This is a genomic window from Rhizobium sp. SG570, assembly GCF_012275345.1.
GTDB lineage: Bacteria > Pseudomonadota > Alphaproteobacteria > Rhizobiales > Rhizobiaceae > Rhizobium > Rhizobium lusitanum.
Map to the genome: position 1 here is coordinate 62,822 of NZ_JAAZQI010000004.1, position 25,158 is coordinate 87,979.

The window sequence follows — 25,158 nt, forward strand, 5'->3', positions numbered from 1 at the left end:
TCCTTTTGTTGCGTCGCCCGCTTTGTTGTGTCGTCTGGGGCGACGTCAGTTGACGGAGTGGTTTTTGATGGACCGACGTATCCTGCATGTTTCCGAAATCGCCGGAAATGTCACGGAACGTACACCCATATCGGCCGGACACAATTGCTTACAAAGACGCTGAAAATCTTTTGGCAGGACATCAGGCGATCGCGACTTCAGCAGCCAGTCCGCCGCCGTCGCGATTGTAGAGCCTGACGGAGCCGCCAAGCGTCTGGGCCAATTGCTGGGCTATCGCAAGGCCAAGCCCTGTGCCGCCCGTATTGCGGTTGCGCGATTGCTCCAGCCGGAAGAACGGCTGCATGGCCGATTCTATCTGGTCTGGCGGAATGCCCGGGCCGCGATCGAGGACCGTTATGACGACGTCGCCTGTATCCCTGCGTTCCACGGAAATTTCCGCTGCCCCGGCGAACTTCAGGGCATTGTCGATGAAGTTGGTGAGGATGCGGCGAAGGGCATGCGGTTTTGTCGCCACTGTTCCCTGAATCAGGCCGAGAATCTCGACCGATTTGCCGGTATCCTGATAGTCATAACAAATGCTTTCGATGAAGGAGGCGAGATCGATGCGGGAGCTCTTCTCGCCGTTGCCGTGGGCGCTGCGCGCATAGGCGATGCCATCCTGCACCAGCCGCTCGATTTCGCCGAGATCCTGCAGCAGTTTCGTTTTCTCGGGCGATTCGTCGGCGATGTCAGCGCGCAGGCGCATGCGGGTGATCGGCGTCTGCAGATCGTGGGAGATCGCCGCAAGAATCTGCACGCGCTCCTCGAGATAATGCGCGATGCGATCCCGCATAGCATTGAAGGCCTTGGCGGCGTGGGCGACCTCGCTCGGCCCTCGATCGCTCAACGCCTCTCCCTTCTTATTGGGATCGAGCGCGTCGGCGGCCGCGGCGAACTCGGCGAGCGGGCGGATTGCCAGACGAACGGCAAACCACGTACACAGCACGATGACCAGCATCTGCACCACGAAGACGTAAGGCAGCCAAGAAGCGATCGGCATGATGCCCTTCGGCGTGACGTCGATCGTCAACGGGCTGCCGTCGCTCAAATTCAGATGCGCCTGCAGGCGCGAAATAGGACCAGGTATTGATTCGATGCGTATGGGAAAGCGATGGCCAACGGCATCCTCGATCTTGGCGGCAATTTCCGCGCCATGACCCGAGGTATCCGGCACGCCCGGCAGCCCCGGCCCCAGCTCGAAATGGTAATTGCCGCGGCTGAGCCAATCGACGAAGCCGGCCCTCTCGTCGGCCGGCAAACGGTCAAGCACCGCGATCGACGTCGCGACGTCACTCTCCAGCGTACCGAGCATGACGGCCTTTGCCGACATGTAGCGCTCGAGGTAGAGCACGCTGAAGGAAAGCCCGTAAGCGATCGCAAGTCCGACCAGCAGAATCATTGAAATGCGCGAGCGCAGGGTGCTGGGCCACGATAGGCTCCGGCGCAACAGGGCCGCCGTGCTCATGGGCGCAGCTCCGCGATCTCGACCGGAACGGAGAAGACATATCCCTCGCTGCGGACCGTCTTGATGTAGGTCGGCTCGCGCGCATCGTCGCCCAAACGCTGGCGAAGCCGGCTGACGAGCAGGTCGATCGACCGATCGAACAGATCTGCATCGCGGCCCTGGGTGAGGTTCAGCAGCTGGTCGCGATTGAGCACCCGCTGCGGGTGATCGATGAAGACGCGAAGCAGGCGGTATTCGGCGCCGCTCAAGGCGATTTCCGTTCCGTCCCGATCGAGAAGGTGGCGGCCGACCGTATCGAGCCGCCAGTCGCCGAAGACGAGCAATTGCCCGGCTTCGCTGATCTGCAGGTTGGGTGGCAGCATTCGCGTGCGCCTGAGCACGGCCTTGATGCGGGCGAGAAGCTCGCGGGCGGCGAACGGCTTGGGCAGGTAATCGTCGGCGCCCATTTCGAGCCCGAGGATCCGGTCCATCTCGTCGCTGCGCGCCGTCAGCATCAGAACAGGCGTCGCCTTATGCTTTCCCGCGCGAAGCTCACGGCAAAGCACCAAGCCATCGTCACCCGGCATCATGACATCGAGCACGATCAGATCGACCGAATTGGCCTCGAGAAAACTGCGCATCTGGCGGCCATCGGCCGCTGTCGTCGTCCTCAAGCCGTTCTTCGTCAGATAGCTCGACACCAGCTCGCGGATTTCACGGTCGTCATCGACGATCAGGATGTGGTCGATATGCTCCATTTGTCTTCTCACTCAATCACTATCGTAAGTGTCAGCCTACGAACATTCTTCGAGGCGCCGGCATATGCCAGCGCCCCCCCGCACACTATCGCCGAACTAGAAACGATCAACATCTATCACAGCCTGCGCAAACGCCTGCGGCGCTTCCTGGGGAAGATTGTGCCCAATGCCGCCGGTGATCGTGCGGTGCTCGTACTTGCCCGAGAACTTGGCCCGATAGGCTGACGGTTCCGGGTGAGGTGCGCCGTTCGCATCGCCTTCCATGGTGATGGTCGGGATCGAGATCACAGGTCCGGCGGCCAGTGTCTTTTCATAGGCATCGTACTTCGCCTCGCCTTCGACGAGGCCAAGGCGCCAACGGTAATTATGGATGACGACCTCGACATGGTCGGGATTGTCGAAAGCGGCAGCCGACCGGTCGTAGGTCGCATCGTCGAAGGCCCATTGCGGCGAAGCAGTGCGCCAGATCAGCTTGGCAAACTCATGCCGGTTTTCCTGATAGCCAAGGCGGCCGCGCTCGGTGGCAAAATAGAACTGATACCACCAGGCAAGCTCGGCCTTCGGCGGCAGGGGCTTGCGGTTGATCTCCTGGCTGCCGATCAGATAGCCGCTGACCGACACCAGCGCCTTGCAACGCTCGGGCCAGAGTGCCGCCATGATGTCGGCGGTGCGAGCGCCCCAGTCATAACCGGCAACGACGACTTTTTCGATCTTCAAAGCATCGAGAAGCGCGATCATGTCGGCAGCAAGAGCTGCCTGTTGACCGTTGCGCGGGGTCTGGCTCGAAAGGAACCTGGTGGTGCCATAGCCGCGCAGATAGGGGATGATGACACGATAGCCGGCGGCGGCCAGCACCGGTGCGACATCGACGAAGCTATAGATATCGTAAGGCCAGCCATGGAGCAGCAATACGACCGGACCATTTGCCGGGCCGGCCTCGGCATAGCCGATATCGAGTACGCCCGCATCGATCTGCTTCAGCGCACCGAAGGACGTGTGAGTGCCGGCCTTGACGGCGGGTACGGCAACAGAAGCCTTCGGCTGCTGCGCGGCGGCGATGGTCGGGAGGCCGAATTCGGCGGCAGCAACGGCGACTGCGGCGATGCCAAAAAAGCGCCGGCGATTATGGTTGATTTCCTCGTACATCAGTCTCTCCTGTGGAATGGATGTTGAGGGCAAGAAAGCCGGCCGCATGTGTCGCCGGTGTGTCGTTAGCCGCCCGATTTTGAATGCCCATGTAGCTTCCGGCGGCGCAGATACAGTCTGATACAATCGGCAGCCCCTGGCCGCGGGGTAATCGCTTATGAAATGAAGTCGTTGCGGCGCGACCCCTTCTCCCCAGCGGGGAGAAGGAGCTTGCTGCACTGGCATCGTTTCGTTTGTATCGCAGTGTATCGAAGCCGAAGACATCGACGTTTCGGTACATTCTCCCCTCCAATCAGACACACTCGAGATACGTCGCCAGCGGCAGATAGCGTCACTGCTGGGCACGGCACGTCGCCGTCCGCAGCCGGTCAATCCGTTCTAAAGGAACAAAGACGATGACGCTTCTCATCATTGCCTATCTCGGTGGCGCGCTGACGATCCTCAGTCCGTGCATCCTGCCTATTCTCCCCTTCGTCTTCGCTCGTGCCGGGCAGCCCTTCGCCAAGAGCACGCTGCCGATGCTTGCAGGCATGGCGATCACCTTTGCCCTGGTCGCAACGCTTGCCGCCGTCGGCGGTAGTTGGGCCATTCGCGCCAATGAATATGGTCGCCTTGTCGCGATCGTGCTGCTTGCACTCTTCGGCCTTAGCCTGCTGTCGCCGCGCGTGTCGAGCCTGCTTTCCCGGCCGGTTGTCGACCTCGGCAACAATCTTCTGAACGCCGTAGGCAAAGGCGGCGCCACATCGAGCGTCCGGAGCTCCTTCGTGCTGGGTATTGCGACGGGGCTGCTCTGGGCGCCCTGCGCCGGGCCGATCCTCGGGCTCGTGCTCACCGGCGCTGCCTTGAAGGGCGCCAACCTGCAGACGACATTCCTTCTGCTTGCCTATGGTGCCGGTGCGGCAACTTCGCTCGCCGTCGCCCTCTTCGCCGGCGGCAAGATCTTTGCCCGTATGAAGAACTCGCTCGGGATCAGCGAGCGCATCCGCCAATTGGCCGGCGCGGCCGTCCTGGCAGGGGTCGCAGCCATCGCTCTCGGCCTCGACACCGGCCTTCTCGCCCGGCTGTCCTATGCAAGCACCGGCTCGTTCGAGCAGGCCTTGCTGGAACGGCTGCATGCGAAGTCCACAGATAGCGCGCCGACCGAGATCGCCAGCAATATCGCAGTCGGCGATGCGGCGCGACCGTTCCACAGCAATCTTCCGATTGAAGGACCGGCCCCCTCGCTCGACGGCGCCGTGACTTGGCTGAACTCGCCGCCGCTGACCACCGCCGACCTTCGCGGCAAGGTCGTGCTCGTCGACTTCTGGACCTATTCCTGCATCAACTGCATCCGTACCATCCCCTATGTTCGTGCCTGGGCGGAAAAATATAAGGATCAGGGTCTCGTCGTCATCGGCGTCCATGCTCCCGAATTCGCCTTCGAGAAGAATGTCGATAACGTCAAGAAGGCGATCGCCGACTTCAAGATCGGCTACCCGGTCGCCATCGACAACGACTATCGCATCTGGCGTGCCTTCGAGAACAACTACTGGCCTGCCCATTACCTGATCGATGCCAAGGGACAGATCCGCTACCAGCATTTTGGCGAGGGCAACTATCCCCAGACCGAGCAGGCGATCCAGGATCTTCTGCGCGAGGCAGGCAGCGACATGGCGCAGAGCGCCCCTGTCGTACCGGATGCAAAGGGTGCAGAGGCCAGCCCCGATCTCGGCGACATCCGCTCCGGCGAAACCTATGTCGGCTACAGGCAGGCGACGGGTTTCGTCTCCCCCGAGAACCTGAAGGCCGATACCGCCGCCAACTATTCGATTGCCAATCCGGGCCTCAACCAATGGGGATTGGCAGGCACATGGACAGTCGGCCCCGAGCAGGCATCGCTCGACAAGGCAGGCGGCGGCATAAGCTACCGCTTCAGCGCCCGCGATCTGCATCTCGTCCTCGGGCCGGCGGCGGACGGCAAACCGATCCGCTTCCAGGTGACCGTCGATGGAAAGGCGCCGGGTGCTGACCACGGCTCGGATATCGACGCTGCCGGAAACGGGACCGTTACAGGAACCAAACTCTACCAGCTCGTTCGCCAGTCCGGCGACGTCATGGCACGCAACTTCGAAATCCGCTTCCTCGATCCGGGGGTCCAGGCCTACGCCTTCACCTTCGGATGAACCCTCCCCAACCCCGCATCAACCTTTACCGACAGGAGTCCTACCCATGAACAACCGCTTTCTTTCCGTCGTCGCACTTGGCCTCGCCGCAAGCACCTTGGCGTTTGCAGCCCAGGCTGCCGAGATCAAGAACATCGTCATCGTCCACGGCGCGCTCGCCGATGGATCCGGCTGGCGCAAGACCACCGAGATCCTCGAAAAGCACGGCTTCAACGTCTCGATCGTTCAGGAGCCCATAACTTCACTTGCCGACGACGTTGCGGCAACGAACCGCGTGCTCGATCTGCAGAACGGGCCCAGCTTGCTCGTCGGCCACAGCTATGGCGGCATGGTCATCACCGAGGCGGGGAACCGGCCCGATGTCGCGGGGCTCGTCTATGTCGCAGCATTTCAGCCCGAAAAGGGCGAGAGCTTGATCGGTCTTGCGAGCTCCAAGCCGGCCGGCAGCATGAATATCCGCGAGACGAAGGACGGCCAATATCTCTATCTCGACCCGGCAACTTTCGCTGCCGATTTCGCCGCGGACCTTCCCAAGGATGAAGCCGACTTCATGGCGAAATCGCAGGTGTTTGCCGCCAAGGCAGCCTTTACGGCAAAGGTTGATGATCCGGCCTGGCGATCGAAGAAGAGCTGGTCGATCGTGGCAAGCGACGACCGCTCCATCAATCCCGAGCTTGAGCGGGACATGGCAAAGCGGGCGGGCAGCGAGGTGACCGAAATCAAGGCGAGCCACGCCGTCTTTGCCTCTCAGCCTGAGAAAGTCGCCGCCGTCATCGAAAAGGCGGCCAAGGACGCAAGCAAGTAAAGCCAAACCGGCGGCGGCCTCATGAACGGGGCCGCCGCCCGCTCTTTATACTGGATCGTATCGGCTGACTTCGATCCCTGAACCGACAGGCAGGAGCACGGAGGTCATTCCCGGCTTGGCGCGAACGGCCTCGCCATAGCGTTTTACGTCTTCGTTGCCCGGCATCAGCATGTTGTCGGCAACGATGATCGCGCCGGGGTTGAGCTTGGGATAGAAAGCTTCCAGGCAGGGGACGTAGAGATCCTTCCACAAGTCGACGAGGACGAAGTCGACGCCCGAAGGCAATGCCTTGATCATCTCGACCGCGTCGCCGATCTGGAAATCGATATGCTCCGACAGGTCTGCCTTGTCAGCCATTTCCTTGGCGAACTCGGCCTTGTAGGCGTGCAATTCCATTGAGATAAGCCTTCCGCCGCTTGCGCGCGCAGCGTCGGCAAGCCAAATGCCGGAATAGCCGAAGGAGGTGCCTAGCTCCAGAATGGTAGGAGCTTTCAGGCTTTTCGCGACTATGTTGAGAAAGCGGCCGGTCTCCGGTCCAACGGCCCTCAGCCGGCGATCTTGACCGCCATCTCGCCCGCCCGGCGGCATCTCTCTCGGCTTGCTTTGCTCTTCGCGAATAAGGACGTGGTAGCTCTCGAGAACGGCTTTGATCTTCTTGTCCATGACAAACTCCTGCGTGAGTTGATTCTTCGCCAGCGGTCGCCGACGCGTTCTAACAGCGCGCCATGGTGCAGGCCGCCTCATCCAAAGCGGCAACGATCGCGTGAGCAGCAGTCGCTCGCCGCAGTCAAAACAGCTGCTTGCCGCCCGTCTACTATGGTGATGCTTGTGTCTGCGACGCTTGAGGAACTCGCGCTCATCCTCAGAGGGATCGTCGTGATGATGTTTCAGGCGATAGGGATATATTTCTATATATCCGCACTCAAGATATATCGAGATATATGTCTGAAATTTAATCTGCCAACCGCGACCCACGAGAGAGATCGATCAGGACACGAAGCCTTGCCGGCATCTGGCGCCGCTGGGCGAAATAGTGGCTGTGCCCCGGATAGGGCGGGCTCCAATCCTCCAGAACGGTGATCAATTTGCCTGTCGTGACATGAGCGACAGTGACTGCTTCGCTGATATAGGCGAGCCCCGCCAACCGCGGCCGCCGCCACCATGGTCATCAAGCTCATCGGAAATGAGCGCGATCGAGGCGGGCCGCGTCGTCATCAACGGTGCACCGCATGAACCGCTCGCACCCTTTGGCGGCTTCAAGCAATCCGCCATGGGCCGCGAATCCGGCTCATATGGCCCGGAATCGTTTCTCGAACCTCGTGCCGTCTTGAGTTGATACCGATGCGGGCGTCGCGGATGGCAACCGCGGGTCAGGTAGATCGCGTTCAGGTTCCTGTTATAATCATGCTCTAGTCGTAGGGTAATTCCAATCTAAGGGAATCTGATGCCTGTCCGATCCGCTTATTCCGTTCCGCAGCGCCTGCTCCATTGGCTTGTTGCCCTACTCGTTTTTTTCAATCTGCTGTTTCCCGACGGCATGAATGCATGGCGTCACCTGGTCCATCGTGGCCAGACGCCCTCGCCTGGCGACATCGCCAGCGCCAATATCCACGCCTATGCCGGCATCGCGGTCCTGTTGCTCGCGATCGTTCGGCTGGCTGTGCGCTTCTCCTCCGATGCTCCCGAAAAGCCGAATGGTCAGCCGGCATTCCTGCATCACATCGCGCACGTGACGCATGTGTTGCTCTATGTCCTGATCTTCGCGATGCCGGTGTCGGGAATTGCGGCTTACTATCTCGGCGTGGATACGGCAGGCTCTGTCCACGGCGGACTTATGAAAATGTTGCTTTGGATCGTCGTCGTCCTGCACATATTCGGCGCGCTCGTTCAGCACTTCTATTTCAGATCGGACGTCCTGCGACGGATGACGATCGGCGAGAGCAATTCCAGGAAAAGTGCGTAGCGGTTTTCCGTCCGGAATTGCGTAAAAACAATAGCATAGAGCGGTCAGGCGATCCCGTGAAACGCGTAACCGCTCTAGAATCCTCGAGATGGCCGCTTATATCATGTGGCCGCCAAAATGCTTCTCGAAAGAGAACAAGTCCGTCGGCAATGCGCTTGCGCCCTGAAGCGCCAGATCGGCGAGAATCTCGCCGACAACGCTTGCAAACTTGAAGCCATGACCGGAGCAGGCCGAGGAAACCACCACGTTCGGCTGCCCCGGCAGCGTGTCGATCAGAAAGTCTTCGCTCGGCAGCATGGTGTAGCGGCAGGTCGTCGCCCGCACCCGAAATGATGCTGCATCCGGCAGACGCTTGGCGACGAAGCCGTCAAGCAGCGCCGTATCGGTGTCGTTGACAGCCGGATTAGGCGCCTCGGGATCGATAGGCTCCCTGAAATGCGCATGGCGGCCGACCTTGACGCCATCGATACCGATCGCCGGAAAACCGAAGAAGGAACCGTTGGAGCCCTCGTCCCGCAGAAAGCAGGGCATGCGCTGCGGCTCGGCGACGAAGCCGTCCCTGGGCTGATACCAGGCGACCACTTGGCGGATCGGCTGGGCATGGGGCCTCAGTTGCGGCACGAGTTCGGCAATCCATGCGCCGGTCGCGACGATCACCTTGCGAGCGCGATATCGTCCTGTCGTGGAAACAATCGTCACGCCTGCATCGTCAGGCTCAATGGCAACGACCCGCTCGCCGAAATGCAGCGCCGCTCCGTCTTCGGCCGCAAGCTTCAGATAGCCCATGATCGCGGCCTCGGGTCTGACATAGCCGCCCTGCGGGTCGAGCAGGCCGACTTCACCATCCTCAAGCTCGAAGGCCGGGAAACGGCGTTTCATGGCACCCTTGTCGAGCAGTTCATGAGGCAGTCCATGCATCTCGCAGGAAGCGCGCGTGCCGCTGACGATCTTGCTCTCGGGCGCTCCGATCTGCAGGACGCCGGTAACAGTCAATATTTCGGCGCGCAGCCGTGCCTCCAGCGAGCGCCAGTTTTCATAGGCGCGTTTTAGCAAGGGGACATAGGACGGATCCTCGAAGTAGCCGAGGCGGATCAGCCGGCTGTCGCCATGGGAGGAGCTGAGCGCATGCGCCGGAAAATGCGCTTCTATGCCGATCGCCTTTGCGCCACGCGCAGCGGCAGACGACAATGCCGCGCTCCCCATCGCGCCAAGACCGATGACGGCGACGTCGAATTCCACGGACATTCTATGCTCCAGTTTCACTGTCAGCGGGCGGTGCGGTCTGAGCGATCAGATCCCGCAAGCTCTCCATGTCAGCATTTAGCGGCCGATCGTCGCCATAGAGAGGAACGCGCGAACGGACCACAGTGTAGAGGCGATCCGTTCCCGGCGCTCTTGTACCCTCGGAAACGAGGAAATCATGCGCCTGCGCCGCCGCCATGAGTTCGATCGCCAGGATATATTCGGCATTGTCGAGGATGGTGAGCAGCTTGCTGGCAGCAGCCGTCGGATGCGCAAGAAAATCCTCCTGCTGGCCGGAGGTGAGGCCGCCGTCGAGCGATGCGGGGGCGGCCAGCCGCCGGTTGTCGTTGCTCAGGGCCGCAGCCGTATACTGGGCGATCATGAAGCCGGAATGGCTGCCGGCATCGCTTGCGAGGAAGGGCGGCAGGCCGCTGACCAGCGGATTGACGAGGCGATCCATCCGCCGCTCGCTCATGGCGGCAATCTGCGCAATCGCGATCGCCAGACTGTCGGCCGCCTGACCGAGGGCCGGTGCGACGGCATGCGCCTCGGAGGAGACGACGGGTTGCTCCGGCGTGCCCGAAACAGCCGGATTGTCCGTAACCGAAGCCAATTCCTGATCGACGATGCGGGCGGTCTGTTCGAAGACATCCCAGGCCGCGCCATGCGCATGCGGAACGGCTCTCAAGCTCAAGGCATCCTGCGTTCGCCTCCCGAAGGCTGCGGCGACGAGACCGCTGCCGTGCAAGCGGCTGCGCAGCCTGCGGCCGACCTTGGCAATGCCCGCCGATGGGCGAAGTGCCAGCACCGCCTCGTCGAAAGCCGCGATCTGGCAGCCGGCCGCCTCCAGCGTCAATGCGGCGATCGCATCGGCCCAATCAAGCAGGCGCTCGGCTCGGCAAACGGCAAGCGCCGACAATCCCGTGGCGCAGGCCGAGCCATTGACGAGGCTCAGCCCCTCCTTGGCGCCAAGCACCAATGGGCTCAGACCGATCGCGGCAAGCGCCTGCGCTCCGGTCATCGACTTCCCCTTCACGACTGCGCGGCCTTCGCCGATCAGCACGAGGGCGGTATGGGCGTTGTGGGTCAGATAGCCGGCAGAGCCTTTGGAGGGGACCTCGGGAATGCAGTCCCGCTCGAGAAATGCTGCAAGATGGCTGACGATCTCGGGCCGCACGCCGGAATGACCATGCGCGAAATTGGCGATCTGCGCCGCGATGATGGAGCGGACCTCGCGGACCGGCAGCAGAGGTCCGACGCCGCAGGCATGGCTCATGATGATATTGCGCGAAAGCCGGCTCTGCGAGGCGCGGTCGACGACCGTGTCGGACAAGGCGCCGACGCCGGTATTGACGCCATAAGCACGCACGCCCGTCTCGACGATGCGCTCGACGATGCGGCTTGCCTGCGCGACACGCTCCCAGGCGGCCTCCGATAGGGACAGCGGTTCGCCGCCACCGACGCGCGCGACATCACGCCAACGCAAAGACTTGTCGATGGTGACAGTCATTGTCCGGTTCCGAAATGGCCGATGAACTGACGGAAGGCCGGCGACGCGCCGCCGCCGAACATCTCGTCCGGAGCGCCGCTGCTTTCGACGAGCCCTTCTTTCATGAAGACGACGCGGTTGGAGACGTTGCGGGCAAAGCTCATCTCGTGAGTGACGACCAGCATGGTCATGCCCTCCTCGGCAAGCGCGCGCATGACGCGCAGCACTTCCCCGACGAGTTCGGGATCGAGCGCCGACGTCGGCTCGTCGAACAGCATGACCTTGGGCTTCATGGCAAGGGCGCGAGCGATCGCGGCACGCTGCTGCTGACCACCGGATAGATGCGCGGGATAGGCATGGCGCTTGTCGGCGATGCCGACTTTCTCGAGAAGCGCTTCGGCTTCGGCGATGCACTCGGCGCGCGGGCGCTTCAAGACGTGAACTGGTCCCTCGATCACGTTCTGCAGGATCGTCATGTGGGACCAGAGATTGAAACTCTGGAAAACCATGCCAAGCTCGGAGCGGATGTGATCCACCTGCTTGTGGCTTGCCGGGCGGCTGTATCCGTTCTTGTGGATCATGCGGATCTGCTCGCCGTCCACCCAGATCTCGCCATCGGTGGCGATCTCAAGCAGGTTGATGCAGCGAAGGAAAGTCGACTTGCCCGAGCCGGAGGCGCCGAGCAGCGAAATGACGTCGCCGTCCTGGGCATCGAGAGATATGCCACGCAAAACTTCATGGGTGCCGAAGCTCTTGCGGATGTTGCGGACTGAAAGTCGGGTGACACCTGGCATGATTTGCCTGCTCCAATGAAGTTTTTAGGCCTTCAACGCCGGCGGGATAGCTCGGCGATGGCGGGACAGCGAATATTCCAACAGGGCCATGCCCTGCAGAATGATGAAATTCAGCACCAGGTAAATGATCGCCGCGCAGAGAAAGACTTCCATCGTGCGATAGGTGTGCGAGATCAGCCTTTGCGCAACGCCTGTCACCTCCCAGACCGTGACCAGGCTGGCGAGCGCGGTCGACTTCATCATCAGTACGATTTCGGTCGAATAGGCCGGCAGCGCGTGTCGGAAGGCGATCGGCGCGATGATGCGGCGCACGAGCAGGAGGCGAGACATGCCGATCGAGCGCGCCGCCTCGATCTCCTTTGGCGAAACGGCCCGGATGCCGCCGCGAAAGATCTCGGCCGTATAGCCGGCGGTGCACAGCGCGAGCGAAAGGATCGCACAGACCACGGGCTCGCGCAGAAACGGCCAGAGAAACGAATAGCGGATGAAGGAAAACTGCGCCAAGCCATAGAAAACAAGGAACATCTGGATCAGCAACGGCGAGCCGCGGAAGATGAAGATGTAGCCCTTGGCAAAACCCATCAGGATCGGATTGCCGCTCACACGCATGGCGACGATGACGAGCGCCAGAATACCGCCTGACACGATCGACAGAGAGAACAGCAGCAACGTCATCGGTACTGCCTGCAACAGGGTGATCATGGTGCTCGAGAGGAAGGTGAAATCCATGTGCCGCTCCTCAAGCCTGGCCGATGGTCGCGGCCGGCATGCTGCGATTGGCGCGTCGTTCCGCCCTGTTGAAGACGCGATCCGACAGGCTGGTCAGGATCAGGTAAAGCGCGCCGCCGACGATGAAAAACAGGAAATACTGGCGGGTGGATCCGGCAGCGACCTGGCTGGTACGCATCAACTCGGCAAGGCCGGTAACGGAGATCAAGGCGGAATCCTTGAGGCTGAGCTGCCAGACATTGCCGAGGCCGGGGATGGCGAAACGCACGACCTGCGGGATGATGACACGGCGCAGGCGCAGGCCGCTGTGCATGCCGATCGCCGACGCCGCCTCCAGCTCACCCTTGGAAATGGCAAGATAGGCGCCGCGGAAAACCTCGGCCTGATAGGCTCCGGAAATGATACCGACGGCAAGCGCCCCCGCTGCAAAGGAGGGCAGGCCGAGAAAACCCTCATAGCCGAGCCATTTGCCGACCGAGGTGACCGCTGAAGAGCCGCCGAAATAGATGAGATAGATGATCAGCAGTTCCGGCACGCCGCGAAAGACTGTCGTGTAGACATTGCCGAGCGTTTTCAAGAGCAGATTGCCGGAGAGCTTTGCGGACGCGACGATTGCGCCCAACACCGCCCCGATCGCCAGCGCCGTCGCCGTGACGGCAAGCGTCACCAAAGTAGCAACGAGGAGCAGAGCGCCCCACCCGTTCGAGCCGAAGCCCAGCAATTGCAAGCTTGCCATAGCGTCCATTCCCCGTCCGTGGCAGTTTCAGGCGTCAGGATATCATACGGTCTCCAGCCGCAAAGCCGGAGACCGATGGCAACGACCCGAAGGTCGTTGTGTTTATTCCGGGCTGACGTCGACCTTGAACCATTTCATCGACAGGTTCTTGATGGTGCCATCGGCAAGTGCGGACTTGATCGCTTCATTGAACTTGTCGCGCAGATCGGTGTCGGCCTGGCGGATGCCGAGACCCTCACCCTCGCCCCAGATGGAGCCGGCGACTTCCGGGCCAGTGAAGGCCAGCGTGTCGTTTGCGCTGGCGAAGGCATTGCTGAAATAGACAGCATCGTCGAAACCGAGATCGATACGGCCGTTCTGTAGATCGAGATCGCGGTCGGCGCCGGTCTTGTATTCACGGATCGTGGCGATCGAGCCGAAGTTGTCATAGACGAACTTGGCATAAACCGTTGCTGCCTGGATGCCGATGGTCTTGCCCTTGAAGGCTGCCTTCAACGCATCGATTTCTTTGACGCCGGTCTGGCCGGGCGTCATCTTGATGGTGGTGCCGGTGCCTGCAGCATTGGCAAGCGGGCTGTCCTTGGCGGTTGCGAAAGCGGCGGGCGTTGCAGCGTAAGGAACGGTGAAGCCGATGACCTGCTTGCGCTCATCGGTGATCGAGAGCGCGTCCATGATCACGTCGAACTTGCCGGCATTCAGCGCCGGGATCATCCCGTCCCAATCGGAGGCGACGAGTTTGCAGTCGATCTTGGCCCGCTCGCACAGGACCTTGGCGAGTTCCGGCTCGAAGCCGCCGAGCGATCCGTCGGCGTTCGTCATGTTCCAGGGTGCATAGGCACCTTCCAGAGTGATCGTCGCCGTCTTCCAGTCCTTGGCGACAGCCGGCGCACCGAAAGCGGCGGCGGCCATGGCGCCAGACAAGAGAATTGCACTGAATTTCATAGTGTAGAGCTCCTCTGAGGTTGAAACGGGCCTTGCGGCACTTCCTACCGATCTGCGCCGGCTTGCTCGCCTCTCCTATTTAATTTTTAGGATTGATTGCGAGGTTGTATAGGGTACCATATGAGATAATTTATGATATGCAAGTGGGAAAGTTGTTTTTGAGGCAGATTCAGTCCGTGCAAAGGGAATAGGCAATGAAGCATTCCGGCGAGATGAAACGCGAACTGGCGGAAAACGACGCCGCGCCTCTCTATGCTGGGGTCAAGCAGATGATACTCGATCGCATCCATAGCGGCGAGTGGCCTCCCAAATATCGCGTTCCCTCCGAAAACGAGCTGGTCACCGAACTTGGCGTCAGCAAGATGACGGCCAATCGCGCGCTGCGCGAACTCGCCAATGAGGGCGAACTGGTCCGCATTCAGGGCGTCGGCTCTTTCGTTGCCGAACGCAAGGGTGCATCCGCCTTGTTCGAGGTGCGCAACATTGCCGAGGAGATCGCCGAGCGTGGTCATTCCCATGAGGCAACGGTGATCGTACTGGCGCAGGAGGCGGCGTCGCCTGAGGTTGCCGACGCATTGGGGCTGGCTATCGGATCGCCCGTTTTCCATTCGCTGATCGTTCACAGCGAGAATGGCGTGCCCGTGCAGATCGAGGACCGCCATGTCCATCCGGAGGCCGCGCCCGACTATCTGCAACAGAACTTTACGGGAATGACGCCGAATGCCTATCTTTCGGACGTCGCCCCGCTCAGCGGCTCGGAACATGTGGTCGAAGCGGTCATGCCGCAGGCCTGGGAATGCAAACTGCTGACGATCCTGAAGACCGAGCCCTGCCTGACGATCAGACGCCGGACATGGTCGGCGCGCGGCGTCGTCTCCGTGGCGCGTCTCGTTTATCCCGGAAACCGATACCGATTGGAAAGTTACAACGGCAAGACTTCGGATCGTTAGTTGTATATGGAACAGCGGAGGTTCTTTGCGGCAGCGCTAGGAAACCAGGTGCGTGAACTGCACGAGCAACGCGCCCACCAGCAGGCCTGAAACTGTCGCAAGCACTTTCAGGAGCGCGCGCTCGATCCGCAAATGCCGTCCGGGCAGGACCAATGCCAGCGACTCGCTTGCCGCTGCGGTCACTATGCATAAGAGAGCAACGACGCGGCGATCCTCAGGGTAAGCCATGACGAACAGAAGTCCGAGCAGGCCAAACGGGATCACGCTGTCGATATTTGCCATTGCCATGAACGGATGCTTCGCCCCGACCGGGACGACCGTCGTAAACGCGACCAGACCAAGGACGATCCAGCCAAGAGCGTAGGCTAACAGAGTAAGTTCCATACGAAATCATAACAACAAGCAACGCGTTTTCAAGCTGCCCCGTACAGCGCGCGATGGGTCGTTGCTCAGCCTATCTGAATGTTGCCATCAACCGGGTTGCCCTTGCCGAAAAGAACCCAATAATGGATCCTGAAACCGGCTCCGTATCCACGATGTTCAGCCTCCTCCCTCATTGACAAAGCGCTTCTGCAAACGAAGATTCATGCGCGGCTCGGTGATTGTCGACGCGCTCTCGCCGCTATCTTTCAAAGACACGAGGAAATCCGATAATGCCTGACACAGAAGCCGTGAAGCAGCCAGCCACGTGGCGCATCGTAATTGCCGCCATCTTTGACTTCCTGACTGCCTTTTTTGTTTTCGGCTACATCATTGCCTCGATCTTCGGCGGTAGGACGGAGGACGGTTTTAAGCTCAACGGTCCGCCGGCTCTCCTGCTTTTCGCCCTCATCTTTGCCTATTTCATCGTGTTCAACCGATATCTGGGCGGCACGATCTGGAAGCGCATACTCCGCGCCCGGCGCCCGTAAGCCGGGCGAACGCATGCCACGCCATCGCGATCGGCTGCGCGGGTAACGCAAACCCTCAAAGGCTGCTGAGCAGCAGACTGGTTTCGCTGTTCGCAACGCCATCGATCATGCGCACCTCGCGCAACACCCGATCGAAATCCGACAGGCTGGTTGCTCTAATATTGGCGACGAGATCCCAATTGCCGTTCGTTGTGTGAAGCGAATAGATTTCTGGCAGACCGCGCAGCTTGCGTATGACCTGCGTCGTCGATTTTCCCACCACTTCGATCATCATGACGGCATGTACCGTCTGCTCGTCATAATCCTCCCGCACCCGAATGGTGAAGCCCAGCAGCGTGCCGGTTTCGATCAAGCGATCCAATCGGTTCTGCACCGTGCCGCGAGCGACACCCAGAACATCCGACAACTTGGAGAGCGAAGCACGACCGTCCGCGCGCAGATGAGCGATGATGCGCCGATCGAGATCATCGGGAATATATTTGGCAAGGGCCATTGCAAAATCCGGACTCTGTCATTTTCACAATAAGTGCTATACAATTTGTATAATAACATACCAGAACTGGCACAGTTTTGCGATTTCAGTCAATCGGCCCGCTTGTTACCCTATGGGGAATAATCTGATCGAGGACACCAGAATGCCCGCACTGCTTCCGTCGGAAAAAGCCTTCATCCCCTTCGTCAGCGTCGAAAACATGATGCGGCTCGTACACCATGTCGGCATCGAAACCATGCTGATCGGGCTGACCGAGGCCGTCGAGGCAGATTTTCGTCGCTGGGATCTTTTCGACAAGACGCCACGCGTCGCCTCCCATTCCCTTGACGGGGTCATCGAGCTGATGCCGACCTCGGATGGCGCTGTCTACAGCTTCAAATATGTCAACGGGCACCCGAAGAACATGGCGCAGGGCCTGCAGACCGTGACCGCCTTCGGCCTGCTGGCCGAGGTGTCGACCGGCTACCCCGTGCTGCTCACTGAAATGACGCTCCTGACCGCACTGCGTACCGCCGCCACCTCGGCCATGGCCGCACGCCATCTCGCGCCGGCAAAGGCTCGCTGCCTGGCGCTGATCGGCAACGGCGCGCAAGCGGAATTCCAGGCGCTGGCGATGAAGGCGGCTCTCGGGATCGAAGAGGTCCGTCTCTATGACATCGATCCGAAGGCGACGGAAAAGACCATGCGCAATCTCGCAAATATGGGTTTGCGATTGGTTCCCTGCGCATCGGCGCAGGCTGCCATCGAAGGAGCTGACATCATCACGACCTGTACGGCCGACAAGCAGTTCGCCACGATCCTGACAGACAACATGGTCGGTGCCGGCGTCCACATCAACGCGATTGGCGGCGACTGCCCCGGCAAGACGGAGCTTCATCGCGACATTCTGCTGCGTGCCGACACCTTCGTCGAATATCCGCCGCAGACCCGCATCGAGGGAGAGATCCAGCAGATGGATCCGGATTATCCGGTCACGGAACTGTGGCAAGTGGTGAGCGGCCGAGCACAAGGGCGCCGAAGCGAGGCACAGATCACGCTGTTCGACAGCGTCGGCTTCGCCATCGAAGACTTTTCAGCTCTGCGGTATGTTCGCGAAAAGCTGGTGGGCACGGACTACTTCCAGAAGCTTGATATCATCGCCGATCCGGACGATCCCCGCGACCTGTTCGGCATGTTGCAGCGCGCCGGTTGAGGGAAGGCCGATGACGCATGCAGCCTATTCCGCGCAGGCGCCGTCTGCCGTCGTCATGGTTCGCCCGCATCATTTCACCGTCAACACCGAAACTGCTGCCGACAATCGCTTCCAGCTTTCGACTGATTGGAGCGACGAACTCGCATCAAGGGCTTTCGACGAGATCACGCTTGCGGCGGAGACGCTCGAAAGCCATGGGGTGACGGTCCATCTGTTCGAGGATAGCGGCATAGACGCGCCTGACTCGGTGTTTCCCAACAACTGGTTCTCCACCCATGCCGGCGGCCATATCGCGATCTACCCTATGAAGGCGCCAAGCCGGCGTCGCGAACGGCGCAGCGACATCATCGAGATGCTGAAGCAAAACTATCGCGTCCAGGACGTCATCGATTATTCCGGGCTTGAGCCGGACGGTATCTTCCTCGAAGGGACCGGCGCTATGGTGCTCGACCATATCGATCGCGTCGCCTATGCCGCGCGTTCGGACCGGACCGACCCGATCGCGCTCGAACGCTTCTGCACGCATTTCAATTTCGAGCCGATGGTGTTCGACGCCCGTGACGGAGACGGCGTGCCGATCTATCATACCAATGTGCTGATGTGCGTGGCGACATGTTTCGCCGCGATCGGAACCGGCATGATCACGGACGCAAGACGGCGTAACGAAGTCGTCGCACGCCTGCAGCGCTCCGGCCGCGACATTGTGCACTTGAGCAACGCGCAGATCGACAGTTTCGCAGGCAATGCCATCGAACTGCAGGGCAAGGAGAGCCGAATTCTGGCACTTTCGACGACGGCGCTGGCCGCGCTCGGCGATGACCAGCGCGCTACGATCGAAGCAGATACCAGGATTATCGCCCTCGATATCCCCACAATCGAGCGCGCCGGAGGCTCGGTGCGATGCACCCTTGCGGGCATCCATCTCACCGCGAGAAACTGATATTTTAAAGATCGGCCGATGGGCAGCGACGGCGGCCAAATTCATGACCGCCATCGAATTCGTTGGCTACCGCTTCGGACGATTTCAGCCTTTGCCGCCTGCAACCACAAGTTCCGGCTCACGCACTCGGCCATTCAACGAAAAGGCCAGCAGTGCGGACAACAGCATCAGACCACCCACAATGAACATGGGCAACTCGTAGACGCCGGTCGCATCCTTGATGAGGCCGGTCACATAGGGTGCCGCAAACCCGGCGATGTTGCCGATCGTGTTGATGAGAGCGATGCCGGCTGCCGCAGCCGGTCCCGCCAGAAAACGCGACGGAATGGCCCAGAAGTTCGGCAGGGCCGCGAAGATCGCGCAGGCCGTCAGCGTAATCATCGCGATCGTCGCCTCCGGTGACCCCATGTAGAGCGCGGCGGGGATGCTGAACGCTCCCACCAGGGCCGGGATGCCGATGTGCCACGGCCTAACGCCGCGCTTCGATGCATCGCGGCTCCAGAAGAACAGGACGACAGCCGCGGGCAGATAGGGGATCGCCGTGATCAGGCCCTTGTCGAAGACATCGAACTTCGTGCCGAACTTCGTCTCGAAACCACCGATGATCGTCGGCAGGAAGAAGGCCAGCGCATAGAGCCCGTAGATCAGGCCAAAATAGATGACCGACAGCAGCCATACCCGGCCGTCGGTCAGCGCCAGACCCGTCATCTTGCCATGCGCCGCGGCCTTGGCCTTTTCTTCACCGGCAAGTTCACGGTTCAGCCAATCCTTCTCTGCCTGGGTCAGCCACTTGGCATCATTCGGCCTGTCGGCAAGATAGAACCAGGTGACGATACCGATGACGATGGCAGGCACCGCGACACCGAAGAACATGACGCGCCAGCCCTCGAGGCCGAAAAGGCCATGCATCTGGATCAGCATCGCGGCAAAGGGAGCACCGATCACCGTCGTCAACGGCTGGGCAAGATAAAACAACGCCAGGATCTTGCTGCGATGCCTCGCCGGCACCCACATGCTCAGAAACAGGATGGCTCCGGGGAAGAAGCCGGCTTCGGCAACGCCGAGCAGGAAACGCAGAACGTAAAGCTCCGTCGCGCTCGATACCCAGGTGAACAGCAGCGCGACGATGCCCCAGCTAACCATGATGCGGGCCAGCCACCGGCGCGCGCCATATTTGTGCAGCGCCAGATTGCTTGGGATTTCGAGCACGATATAGCCGAAGAAGAAGATGCCGGCCGCAAAACCGAACTGCGCCGCCGTCAAGGCGAGATCGGTCGTCATGCCATTCGGGCCGGCAAAGGAGATCGCTGTGCGATCGAGGAAGTTGATGAAGAACATCAAGGCGATGAAGGGCACCAACCGCTTCGACACCTTGGCGATGGCCGAACGCTCGACCTGTGACATTTCCTGATTGTCGGGCTGCAATGAAGCTCCTCCCCCGTTCTAGACTTTTCCCGGCGCGACGATCCGTCTGCGTCGTCGGCAGAATGGAAACTCCGACTTCCCCTCCAGGAATTGCCTCCGACCGCATGCGCCTTCCAATAGCCTCGATCTCTAACGGGATGGACAAGTAGCGAGCAAACGATTTAATCTCTCCGTCATGTGAGGAAAAATCACATCACTGGATAATTGGGATCCTGAAATGCGCGGCCCTCTGCCATCGTTGAATGCGCTCAAGGCGTTTGAAGCGACCGCCCGGCACCGCTCGATGACGCTCGCCGCCGACGAGCTCTGCGTGACCCATGGTGCGATCAGCCGCCACATTCGCGGCCTTGAGGAGACGCTTGGCGTCATTCTCGTCACCCGTAGGGCGCATTCAACGGAGCCGACGCCGGAAGGATCGCGGCTGGCCGAGGGACTTGCAAGCGCCTTCGGCCTGATGCAGGCAAGTGTCGAGCGCGTGCGGCCGAGCCCGCTGACGCTATCCTGTTCATCGTCGATCATGATGGGATGGATCATTCCGCGCATCGGCCAATTCCATGAGCGCCATCCGCAGATCGCTCTGCAGTTCAACATGAACTACGACCAGATCGACTTCGTCCGGGACAAGATCGGCCTTGCGATCCGCTCCAGCGTCATCGAGCCGCCGAAGGACGCAATCATCCGGGAGCTCGGTGGCGAAGCGATCGGCCCGGTCTGCTCGCCGGAATATTTGAGCCGGGCCGGCATCCATTGCCCCAAGGATATCGAGGGCGCCACGATCCTGTCGACACGGACCCGGCCGGAGGCATGGCGCGATTGGCAGGCGGCCGCAGAGAAGACGGAACTGGATCTCCCCAACCATTCGGCTTTCGATCACTTTTACCTGCTGATACAGGCTGCAGCCTGCGGGCTCGGCATTGCGGTCGTGCCACAGATGCTGGTGCTCGATCAGCTGGCCTCGGGGCGACTGGTGGCGCCGTTCGGCTTCCTGCCCGGACCTCGGCGCATGGTGCTCTGGATCGCGCCGCACATCGCAGGCCGGCCGGACGCGCTGGCACTTGAAAAATGGCTCACGGCTGAAATGCGAGCAAGGCCCGACAACTGAGGAAATCCAGCCGGAAAACGTCCATGCCGCTATCGAAAGGTGCACCCCGATAGCAGTAACTCGGTCAAAAAACTTCGGCGGCGCATGCAGGCACGTACGATACCGGAGCGGACGCCAAAAATATTCAGAAAAATCAGTCTATGTTGCTTAAAACGCATAGAAATTAGTAAATTTTAACGCTGCACTTCGTCACAAAGAATATGCTATGAATCCCGCCCGGAGAACATGAGTGAGATGGGACGCTCCGTAGTAGAATTGTCATCGTTCAAGAGGGAGGATAGTACCCTGAATATCGTGCCCGAACTTGCAGGCAATACCGGCGAGATGGCAGCGCGTATTTTTGGCTTCGACTGGGAGAAGACCAGTCTGGGCCCAAGGTCGGCCTGGCCGCATTGCCTGGTATCCGCAGTCGATATCATGCTCCCCGCCCAAGCCGAGATCGTCATGTTCTGGGGCGAGGATTTTGTCGCGCTTTACAATGATGCCTACGCGCCGACCATAGGCGACAAGCATCCGCAGGCGCTGGGCCGCCCTGCACGCGAAAGCTGGGCTGAAATGTGGAGCGACCTCGAGCCGCTTCTGCGCGCTGTCCTCGAAGACGGCAAGACAATCGTCGCCAAGGATCGGCCCTTCTATATCGAGCGTCACGGCTATCCGGAGACGGCCTATTTCGACATCTCCTACTCGCCTGTCCGCGACAGCGACGGCAAGGTGCAAGGCGTCCTTTGCATCGTCAACGAAACGACGAAACGCGTGCGCTCCGAGGAGATATTGCGGGAGAGCGAGGAGCGGGTTAGCGCAATCATTTCCCAATCGGCGGCCGGGATTGCCCAATATGACCTCGATGGCTGCTTCTCCCTCGTCAACAGACGCTTTTGCGAGATAGTCGGTTACTCGGAAAGCGAACTTCTCGGCATGCGGATGCAGGACATCACCTATTCGGACGATCAACACGACACAGCACGGCTGTTTGAAACGATGTTGGCGACCGGCGAAAGCTTTGAGATCGAGCAACGATATGTCCGCAAGGACGGCAGCCTCGTCTGGGTGACAAACTCAGCTTCAGGTGTGCGCGATAGTTCTGCCGGCAGGATCCGGCGAGCTGTGAGCGTCGTCATCGATATCAGCGAGCGTAAGCGGGCGCAGGAGGTCGAGCGACGCCTGGCCGCCATCATCGCTTCCTCCGACGACGCGATCCTCAGCACCGATCTCAACATGGTGATCACAAGCTGGAACCTCGGTGCAGAAAGGCTCTACGGCCATTCGGCCGAAGAAGCGATCGGCGGCTCGGTGATGATGGTCGTCCCCGATGATCGACGCGAAGAGGAGCCGGCGATTCTCGCGCAAATCCGCGCCGGGCAGAAAGTCGAACCGTACGAGACCAAGCGGCGATGCAAGAATGGCCGGCTCGTCGATGTGCTGCTGAGCGTCTCCCCGATCTACGATACCTATGGCCGGATTGTCGGGGCATCGAAGATCGCCCATGACATCAGCGCGAAGAAGGAGGCCGAACGCCTGCAGACGGTTCTTGTCGGCGAGCTCAATCATCGCGTCAAGAATGTGCTGGCTACAGTCATGGCCATAGCGCGCCAGACATTGGGACGCAGCGATGTCGACAGAACGTCCGTGGAGACGTTCGACGCGCGGTTGACCTCCATGGCGAGAGCCCATGACCTGCTGATCCATGGCAATTGGGAGCAAGCTGAACTGACGGCGGTCGTGCGCCAGGCTCTTTCTCCATATCCGAAGGAAAAGTTCGAAATCCACGGCCCAACGATGCAGCTTGCGCCTCGGGCTGTCGTTTCCATATCGCTCGCGCTGCATGAGCTGGCGACGAATGCCGCCAAATATGGAGCACTCTCCGTACCAGATGGCCGCGTGGCGATCGTATGGTCGCTGGAGGGTAACGGGTCCGATCGCCTCAGATTGCGCTGGCAGGAAGCGGGAGGACCGACCGTCACACCGCCCACGCGCAAAGGCTTCGGCTCCCGATTGATCGAAAGTCTTCTGGCGGCCGAGTTGAACGGCGAGGTTCAAGTCAGCTATGAACCAAGCGGACTGATCTGCGAGGTTCGCGCGGCCGCCGGCGTCAGCTGGGAGCAGGCGCGAGACTGAGGCAGTCTCTCATATCGGGTTGGTGTTGAGCCCCTCAACGCTGCCCTTTCGATCGCGTCGCAAGCACATTGCGGATCGAGAAGCTCGAATGAATTCTCAGCACCCCCGGCAAGGTCGAGAGAATATCCTTGTGGATACGCTCGAAGTCGCCGGGGTTGGCGACCTCCACGCGCAGGAGGTAATCGGATCCACCCGTCATCAGAAAGCATTCGCGGATCTCCGGGTGCTTGCGCACCGCCGCCTCGAAACGGTCGAGATGATCCTCCGTCTGCCGTTCGAGCGTGATGTTGATAATGACGGCGATCGCCGTTTCGGCCTGGGAGGTATCCACGAGCGCCGTGTAGCCCCGAATTACGCCCGCCTGCTCCATCAATCTGATGCGCCGCAGACAGGCGGACGGCGAGAGCCCTACCTCGCTTGCCAGCCTTGCATTGCTGAGGCGGGCATCGAGGCGAAGCAAGCGAAGAATATTGCGATCGATCGCATCAAGCGCCGCCATGTGGATTCTTTCAAAAATTCGCGGATCGTTTCAATATCTGCCCAACTACACAATAATCAATCACTGTTCGATGAGCAATTTCACGATCATATCAATAATCTCACCTCAGGAAAACGAGGGTGAACATGGACGGCGGCATAGTGGATTCCCGGGGGCCAAAACTGGCGATCGATAGCGGAGCTTGCGGTTACCTCGCGATCGACCTCAAGGCCCTGTGCAGGAACTACGACAAGCTTTCCTCCATCGTCGCGCCCGCACGAGCGGCGGCTGTCGTCAAGGCCGATGCCTACGGGCTTGGCGCAAACCAGGTCTCCAAGGCACTTTATGGGCACGGCTGCCGCCATTTCTTCGTTGCCCATTTCATCGAAGCTTTGCGGCTGCGGCCGCAATTGCCGCGCGATGCATCGATCTTCGTGCTGAACGGCCTGTTGCCGGACAACGAGATCGCTTGCGCGGAAGGCGGCATCATCCCCGTCATCAATTCGCTCGATCAGCTGCGACAATGGGTCGAGGTTGCACGCTCCTTGCGCCGCAAGCTTCCGGCGGTCCTCCAGTTCGACACCGGCATGTCGCGGCTCGGCATACCCATGGAAGACAGAAGCGCCGTTGCTGCCTGCCTTAAGACATGCGGCGACATCGACATTCTGTTCATCATGAGCCATCTCGCCTCCGCGGACGATGGCGACAGCGAGCAGAATGCCGACCAGCTTGCGCGGATGCGTCGCGTTGCCAAGGACTTCCCCGGCTACGATATCTCCATTGCGAACTCCGGCGGCATCTTCCTTGGCAGCAACTTTCATGGCGTACTCGCGCGGCCGGGCATCGCCCTTTACGGTGGCGCTCCGACCGGCGGCGTGGCCAATCCGGTGGAACCCGTCGTTCGGCTCGATGTGGCCGTGGTACAGACCCGCACGGTTCCCGCAGGCGCTCGCGTCGGTTATGGCGGCGTGCATGTGACGAAGGCACAGGCCCGGCTTGCGACGATTGCCGCCGGCTATGCAGACGGTCTTCCGCGCAGCCTCAGCGATCGAGGCGCGGTCTACTATGGCGGTGTACGGTTGCCGATCGTCGGCCGCGTTTCGATGGACAGCACGACAATCGATATCAGCGCCCTGCCGGAAGACGCGCTCTCCTTCGGAAGCCTGGTGGAAGTACTGGGGGATCATCAGACTTTGGAGGATCTTGCGCGGGATGCCGGCTTGATTTCCTACGAGATCCTCACCAGTCTCGGCCATCGCTTCCATCGCCAATACGTCTGACCTCCTTACCGCTCAATTCACTG

At 60.5% G+C, this 25,158-nt stretch carries 25 protein-coding genes and 1 pseudogene; 11 read left to right on the forward strand and 15 right to left on the reverse strand.

What is annotated here, in order from left to right:
• Positions 1-181: 181 nt before the first annotated feature.
• The 3 genes from FHT28_RS10210 to FHT28_RS10220 all read right to left on the reverse strand — a co-directional run bounded on the left by FHT28_RS10210 (position 182) and on the right by FHT28_RS10220 (position 3,387).
• The gene (locus tag FHT28_RS10210; RefSeq protein WP_168596168.1) at positions 182-1,504 is read right to left on the reverse strand and encodes a HAMP domain-containing sensor histidine kinase; all 1,323 of its coding nucleotides are present in this window, start codon (positions 1,502-1,504) and stop codon (positions 182-184) included.
• Positions 1,501-2,241: a response regulator gene (locus FHT28_RS10215; protein WP_168596169.1), complete on the reverse strand. Its 741-nt coding sequence runs from the start codon at positions 2,239-2,241 to the stop codon at positions 1,501-1,503. Before FHT28_RS10215 ends, FHT28_RS10210 begins: the two co-directional genes overlap by 4 nt.
• A 96-nt stretch (positions 2,242-2,337) precedes the next feature.
• The gene (locus FHT28_RS10220; protein ID WP_168596170.1) at positions 2,338-3,387 is read right to left on the reverse strand and encodes an alpha/beta hydrolase; all 1,050 of its coding nucleotides are present in this window, start codon (positions 3,385-3,387) and stop codon (positions 2,338-2,340) included.
• Positions 3,388-3,782: 395 nt separating this feature from the next.
• On the opposite strand from FHT28_RS10220, the gene FHT28_RS10225 reads away from it, so the two are divergent.
• On the forward strand, positions 3,783-5,549 hold the full coding sequence (locus FHT28_RS10225; protein ID WP_168596171.1) for a cytochrome c biogenesis protein DipZ: 1,767 nt from the start codon (positions 3,783-3,785) through the stop codon (positions 5,547-5,549).
• A 46-nt stretch (positions 5,550-5,595) separates the two neighbouring features.
• Positions 5,596-6,354: an alpha/beta hydrolase gene (locus FHT28_RS10230; protein ID WP_168596172.1), complete on the forward strand. Its 759-nt coding sequence runs from the start codon at positions 5,596-5,598 to the stop codon at positions 6,352-6,354.
• 45 nt (positions 6,355-6,399) lie between these two features.
• Here the strand turns inward: FHT28_RS10230 and FHT28_RS10235 are convergent, their stop codons facing one another.
• Both FHT28_RS10235 and FHT28_RS10240 read right to left on the reverse strand, forming a co-directional pair.
• Positions 6,400-7,017 (reverse strand): class I SAM-dependent methyltransferase, encoded by a 618-nt coding sequence (locus tag FHT28_RS10235; RefSeq protein ID WP_168596173.1) that lies wholly within the window; start codon positions 7,015-7,017, stop codon positions 6,400-6,402.
• A gap of 289 nt (positions 7,018-7,306) precedes the next feature.
• Entirely contained in the window at positions 7,307-7,498 is a 192-nt protein-coding gene (locus FHT28_RS10240; RefSeq protein WP_047554517.1) for a hypothetical protein, read from the reverse strand.
• Between the two features lie 48 nt (positions 7,499-7,546).
• Between FHT28_RS10240 and FHT28_RS10245 the strand changes: the two are divergent.
• Together FHT28_RS10245 and FHT28_RS10250 are read left to right on the forward strand one after the other, a co-directional pair.
• Positions 7,547-7,690: pseudogene (locus FHT28_RS10245) on the forward strand (aldehyde dehydrogenase family protein); the annotation flags it as partial.
• 108 nt (positions 7,691-7,798) lie between these two features.
• Positions 7,799-8,317, forward strand: coding sequence for a cytochrome b/b6 domain-containing protein (locus FHT28_RS10250; protein ID WP_047554515.1), 519 nt, complete (start codon positions 7,799-7,801; stop codon positions 8,315-8,317).
• A 96-nt stretch (positions 8,318-8,413) separates the two neighbouring features.
• On the opposite strand, the gene solA is transcribed toward FHT28_RS10250, so the two are convergent.
• The 6 genes from solA to FHT28_RS10280 form a co-directional block, all read right to left on the reverse strand.
• Positions 8,414-9,562, reverse strand: coding sequence for an N-methyl-L-tryptophan oxidase (gene solA / locus FHT28_RS10255; protein ID WP_168596174.1), 1,149 nt, complete (start codon positions 9,560-9,562; stop codon positions 8,414-8,416).
• A gap of 1 nt (position 9,563) precedes the next feature.
• A complete protein-coding gene (gene hutH / locus FHT28_RS10260) occupies positions 9,564-11,069 on the reverse strand; it encodes a histidine ammonia-lyase (protein ID WP_168596175.1) in 1,506 nt (501 codons plus the stop codon).
• Positions 11,066-11,842 carry an ATP-binding cassette domain-containing protein gene (locus FHT28_RS10265; protein WP_037192671.1) on the reverse strand — a complete coding sequence of 259 codons (777 nt, stop codon included), beginning with the start codon at positions 11,840-11,842 and terminating at the stop codon, positions 11,066-11,068. The genes hutH and FHT28_RS10265 overlap by 4 nt, the downstream gene beginning before the upstream one ends.
• Positions 11,843-11,866: 24 nt before the next feature.
• Positions 11,867-12,571: an ABC transporter permease subunit gene (locus FHT28_RS10270; RefSeq protein ID WP_168596176.1), complete on the reverse strand. Its 705-nt coding sequence runs from the start codon at positions 12,569-12,571 to the stop codon at positions 11,867-11,869.
• 10 nt (positions 12,572-12,581) lie between these two features.
• Positions 12,582-13,307 carry an ABC transporter permease subunit gene (locus FHT28_RS10275; protein WP_037192677.1) on the reverse strand — a complete coding sequence of 242 codons (726 nt, stop codon included), beginning with the start codon at positions 13,305-13,307 and terminating at the stop codon, positions 12,582-12,584.
• Positions 13,308-13,409: 102 nt separating this feature from the next.
• Entirely contained in the window at positions 13,410-14,249 is an 840-nt protein-coding gene (locus FHT28_RS10280) for a transporter substrate-binding domain-containing protein (protein ID WP_037192679.1), read from the reverse strand.
• Positions 14,250-14,443: 194 nt separating this feature from the next.
• Here FHT28_RS10280 and hutC point away from each other — a divergent pair, with 194 nt between their 5' ends.
• On the forward strand, positions 14,444-15,199 hold the full coding sequence (gene hutC, locus FHT28_RS10285; RefSeq protein ID WP_037192682.1) for a histidine utilization repressor: 756 nt from the start codon (positions 14,444-14,446) through the stop codon (positions 15,197-15,199).
• 36 nt (positions 15,200-15,235) lie between these two features.
• Here hutC and FHT28_RS10290 read toward each other — a convergent pair whose 3' ends face one another.
• A complete protein-coding gene (locus FHT28_RS10290; protein ID WP_037192685.1) occupies positions 15,236-15,583 on the reverse strand; it encodes a hypothetical protein in 348 nt (115 codons plus the stop codon).
• A gap of 269 nt (positions 15,584-15,852) precedes the next feature.
• On the opposite strand from FHT28_RS10290, the gene FHT28_RS10295 reads away from it, so the two are divergent.
• Positions 15,853-16,110: a hypothetical protein gene (locus tag FHT28_RS10295; RefSeq protein WP_037192688.1), complete on the forward strand. Its 258-nt coding sequence runs from the start codon at positions 15,853-15,855 to the stop codon at positions 16,108-16,110.
• 55 nt (positions 16,111-16,165) lie between these two features.
• On the opposite strand, the gene FHT28_RS10300 is transcribed toward FHT28_RS10295, so the two are convergent.
• Positions 16,166-16,603, reverse strand: coding sequence for an Lrp/AsnC family transcriptional regulator (locus tag FHT28_RS10300; RefSeq protein ID WP_047554502.1), 438 nt, complete (start codon positions 16,601-16,603; stop codon positions 16,166-16,168).
• Positions 16,604-16,745: 142 nt separating this feature from the next.
• Between FHT28_RS10300 and FHT28_RS10305 the strand changes: the two genes are divergently transcribed.
• Together FHT28_RS10305 and FHT28_RS10310 are read left to right on the forward strand one after the other, a co-directional pair.
• Positions 16,746-17,795, forward strand: a complete 1,050-nt coding sequence (locus FHT28_RS10305; protein WP_168596177.1) for an ornithine cyclodeaminase — start codon at positions 16,746-16,748, stop codon at positions 17,793-17,795.
• Positions 17,796-17,805: 10 nt separating this feature from the next.
• Positions 17,806-18,735, forward strand: a complete 930-nt coding sequence (locus tag FHT28_RS10310) for an arginine deiminase-related protein (RefSeq protein ID WP_246704838.1) — start codon at positions 17,806-17,808, stop codon at positions 18,733-18,735.
• A gap of 84 nt (positions 18,736-18,819) precedes the next feature.
• On the opposite strand, the gene FHT28_RS10315 is transcribed toward FHT28_RS10310, so the two are convergent.
• Positions 18,820-20,139 carry an MFS transporter gene (locus FHT28_RS10315; protein ID WP_168596363.1) on the reverse strand — a complete coding sequence of 440 codons (1,320 nt, stop codon included), beginning with the start codon at positions 20,137-20,139 and terminating at the stop codon, positions 18,820-18,822.
• Between the two features lie 238 nt (positions 20,140-20,377).
• Here FHT28_RS10315 and FHT28_RS10320 point away from each other — a divergent pair, with 238 nt between their 5' ends.
• Positions 20,378-21,262 (forward strand): LysR substrate-binding domain-containing protein, encoded by an 885-nt coding sequence (locus tag FHT28_RS10320; RefSeq protein ID WP_168596178.1) that lies wholly within the window; start codon positions 20,378-20,380, stop codon positions 21,260-21,262.
• A gap of 324 nt (positions 21,263-21,586) precedes the next feature.
• Entirely contained in the window at positions 21,587-23,377 is a 1,791-nt protein-coding gene (locus FHT28_RS10325; RefSeq protein WP_168596364.1) for a PAS domain-containing sensor histidine kinase, read from the forward strand.
• Positions 23,378-23,411: 34 nt separating this feature from the next.
• Here the strand turns inward: FHT28_RS10325 and FHT28_RS10330 are convergent, their stop codons facing one another.
• Positions 23,412-23,876, reverse strand: coding sequence for an Lrp/AsnC family transcriptional regulator (locus FHT28_RS10330; protein ID WP_037192698.1), 465 nt, complete (start codon positions 23,874-23,876; stop codon positions 23,412-23,414).
• A gap of 125 nt (positions 23,877-24,001) precedes the next feature.
• Between FHT28_RS10330 and alr the strand changes: the two genes are divergently transcribed.
• Positions 24,002-25,135: an alanine racemase gene (alr, locus tag FHT28_RS10335; protein WP_168596365.1), complete on the forward strand. Its 1,134-nt coding sequence runs from the start codon at positions 24,002-24,004 to the stop codon at positions 25,133-25,135.
• The last annotated feature ends 23 nt before the right edge of the window (positions 25,136-25,158 follow it).

Bases quoted from the DNA above. Each gene is read 5' to 3' on its own strand.
- FHT28_RS10210 (WP_168596168.1), bottom strand. From the start codon at position 1,504: ATGAGCACGGCGGCCCTGTTGCGCCGGAGCCTATCGTGGCCCAGCACC.
- FHT28_RS10215 (WP_168596169.1), bottom strand. From the start codon at position 2,241: ATGGAGCATATCGACCACATCCTGATCGTCGATGACGACCGTGAAATC.
- FHT28_RS10220 (WP_168596170.1), bottom strand. From the start codon at position 3,387: ATGTACGAGGAAATCAACCATAATCGCCGGCGCTTTTTTGGCATCGCC.
- FHT28_RS10225 (WP_168596171.1), top strand. From the start codon at position 3,783: ATGACGCTTCTCATCATTGCCTATCTCGGTGGCGCGCTGACGATCCTC.
- FHT28_RS10230 (WP_168596172.1), top strand. From the start codon at position 5,596: ATGAACAACCGCTTTCTTTCCGTCGTCGCACTTGGCCTCGCCGCAAGC.
- FHT28_RS10235 (WP_168596173.1), bottom strand. From the start codon at position 7,017: ATGGACAAGAAGATCAAAGCCGTTCTCGAGAGCTACCACGTCCTTATT.
- FHT28_RS10250 (WP_047554515.1), top strand. From the start codon at position 7,799: ATGCCTGTCCGATCCGCTTATTCCGTTCCGCAGCGCCTGCTCCATTGG.
- solA (WP_168596174.1), bottom strand. From the start codon at position 9,562: ATGTCCGTGGAATTCGACGTCGCCGTCATCGGTCTTGGCGCGATGGGG.
- hutH (WP_168596175.1), bottom strand. From the start codon at position 11,069: ATGACTGTCACCATCGACAAGTCTTTGCGTTGGCGTGATGTCGCGCGC.
- FHT28_RS10265 (WP_037192671.1), bottom strand. From the start codon at position 11,842: ATGCCAGGTGTCACCCGACTTTCAGTCCGCAACATCCGCAAGAGCTTC.
- FHT28_RS10270 (WP_168596176.1), bottom strand. From the start codon at position 12,571: ATGGATTTCACCTTCCTCTCGAGCACCATGATCACCCTGTTGCAGGCA.
- FHT28_RS10275 (WP_037192677.1), bottom strand. From the start codon at position 13,307: ATGGCAAGCTTGCAATTGCTGGGCTTCGGCTCGAACGGGTGGGGCGCT.
- FHT28_RS10280 (WP_037192679.1), bottom strand. From the start codon at position 14,249: ATGAAATTCAGTGCAATTCTCTTGTCTGGCGCCATGGCCGCCGCCGCT.
- hutC (WP_037192682.1), top strand. From the start codon at position 14,444: ATGAAGCATTCCGGCGAGATGAAACGCGAACTGGCGGAAAACGACGCC.
- FHT28_RS10290 (WP_037192685.1), bottom strand. From the start codon at position 15,583: ATGGAACTTACTCTGTTAGCCTACGCTCTTGGCTGGATCGTCCTTGGT.
- FHT28_RS10295 (WP_037192688.1), top strand. From the start codon at position 15,853: ATGCCTGACACAGAAGCCGTGAAGCAGCCAGCCACGTGGCGCATCGTA.
- FHT28_RS10300 (WP_047554502.1), bottom strand. From the start codon at position 16,603: ATGGCCCTTGCCAAATATATTCCCGATGATCTCGATCGGCGCATCATC.
- FHT28_RS10305 (WP_168596177.1), top strand. From the start codon at position 16,746: ATGCCCGCACTGCTTCCGTCGGAAAAAGCCTTCATCCCCTTCGTCAGC.
- FHT28_RS10310 (WP_246704838.1), top strand. From the start codon at position 17,806: ATGACGCATGCAGCCTATTCCGCGCAGGCGCCGTCTGCCGTCGTCATG.
- FHT28_RS10315 (WP_168596363.1), bottom strand. From the start codon at position 20,139: ATGTCACAGGTCGAGCGTTCGGCCATCGCCAAGGTGTCGAAGCGGTTG.
- FHT28_RS10320 (WP_168596178.1), top strand. From the start codon at position 20,378: ATGCGCGGCCCTCTGCCATCGTTGAATGCGCTCAAGGCGTTTGAAGCG.
- FHT28_RS10325 (WP_168596364.1), top strand. From the start codon at position 21,587: ATGGCAGCGCGTATTTTTGGCTTCGACTGGGAGAAGACCAGTCTGGGC.
- FHT28_RS10330 (WP_037192698.1), bottom strand. From the start codon at position 23,876: ATGGCGGCGCTTGATGCGATCGATCGCAATATTCTTCGCTTGCTTCGC.
- alr (WP_168596365.1), top strand. From the start codon at position 24,002: ATGGACGGCGGCATAGTGGATTCCCGGGGGCCAAAACTGGCGATCGAT.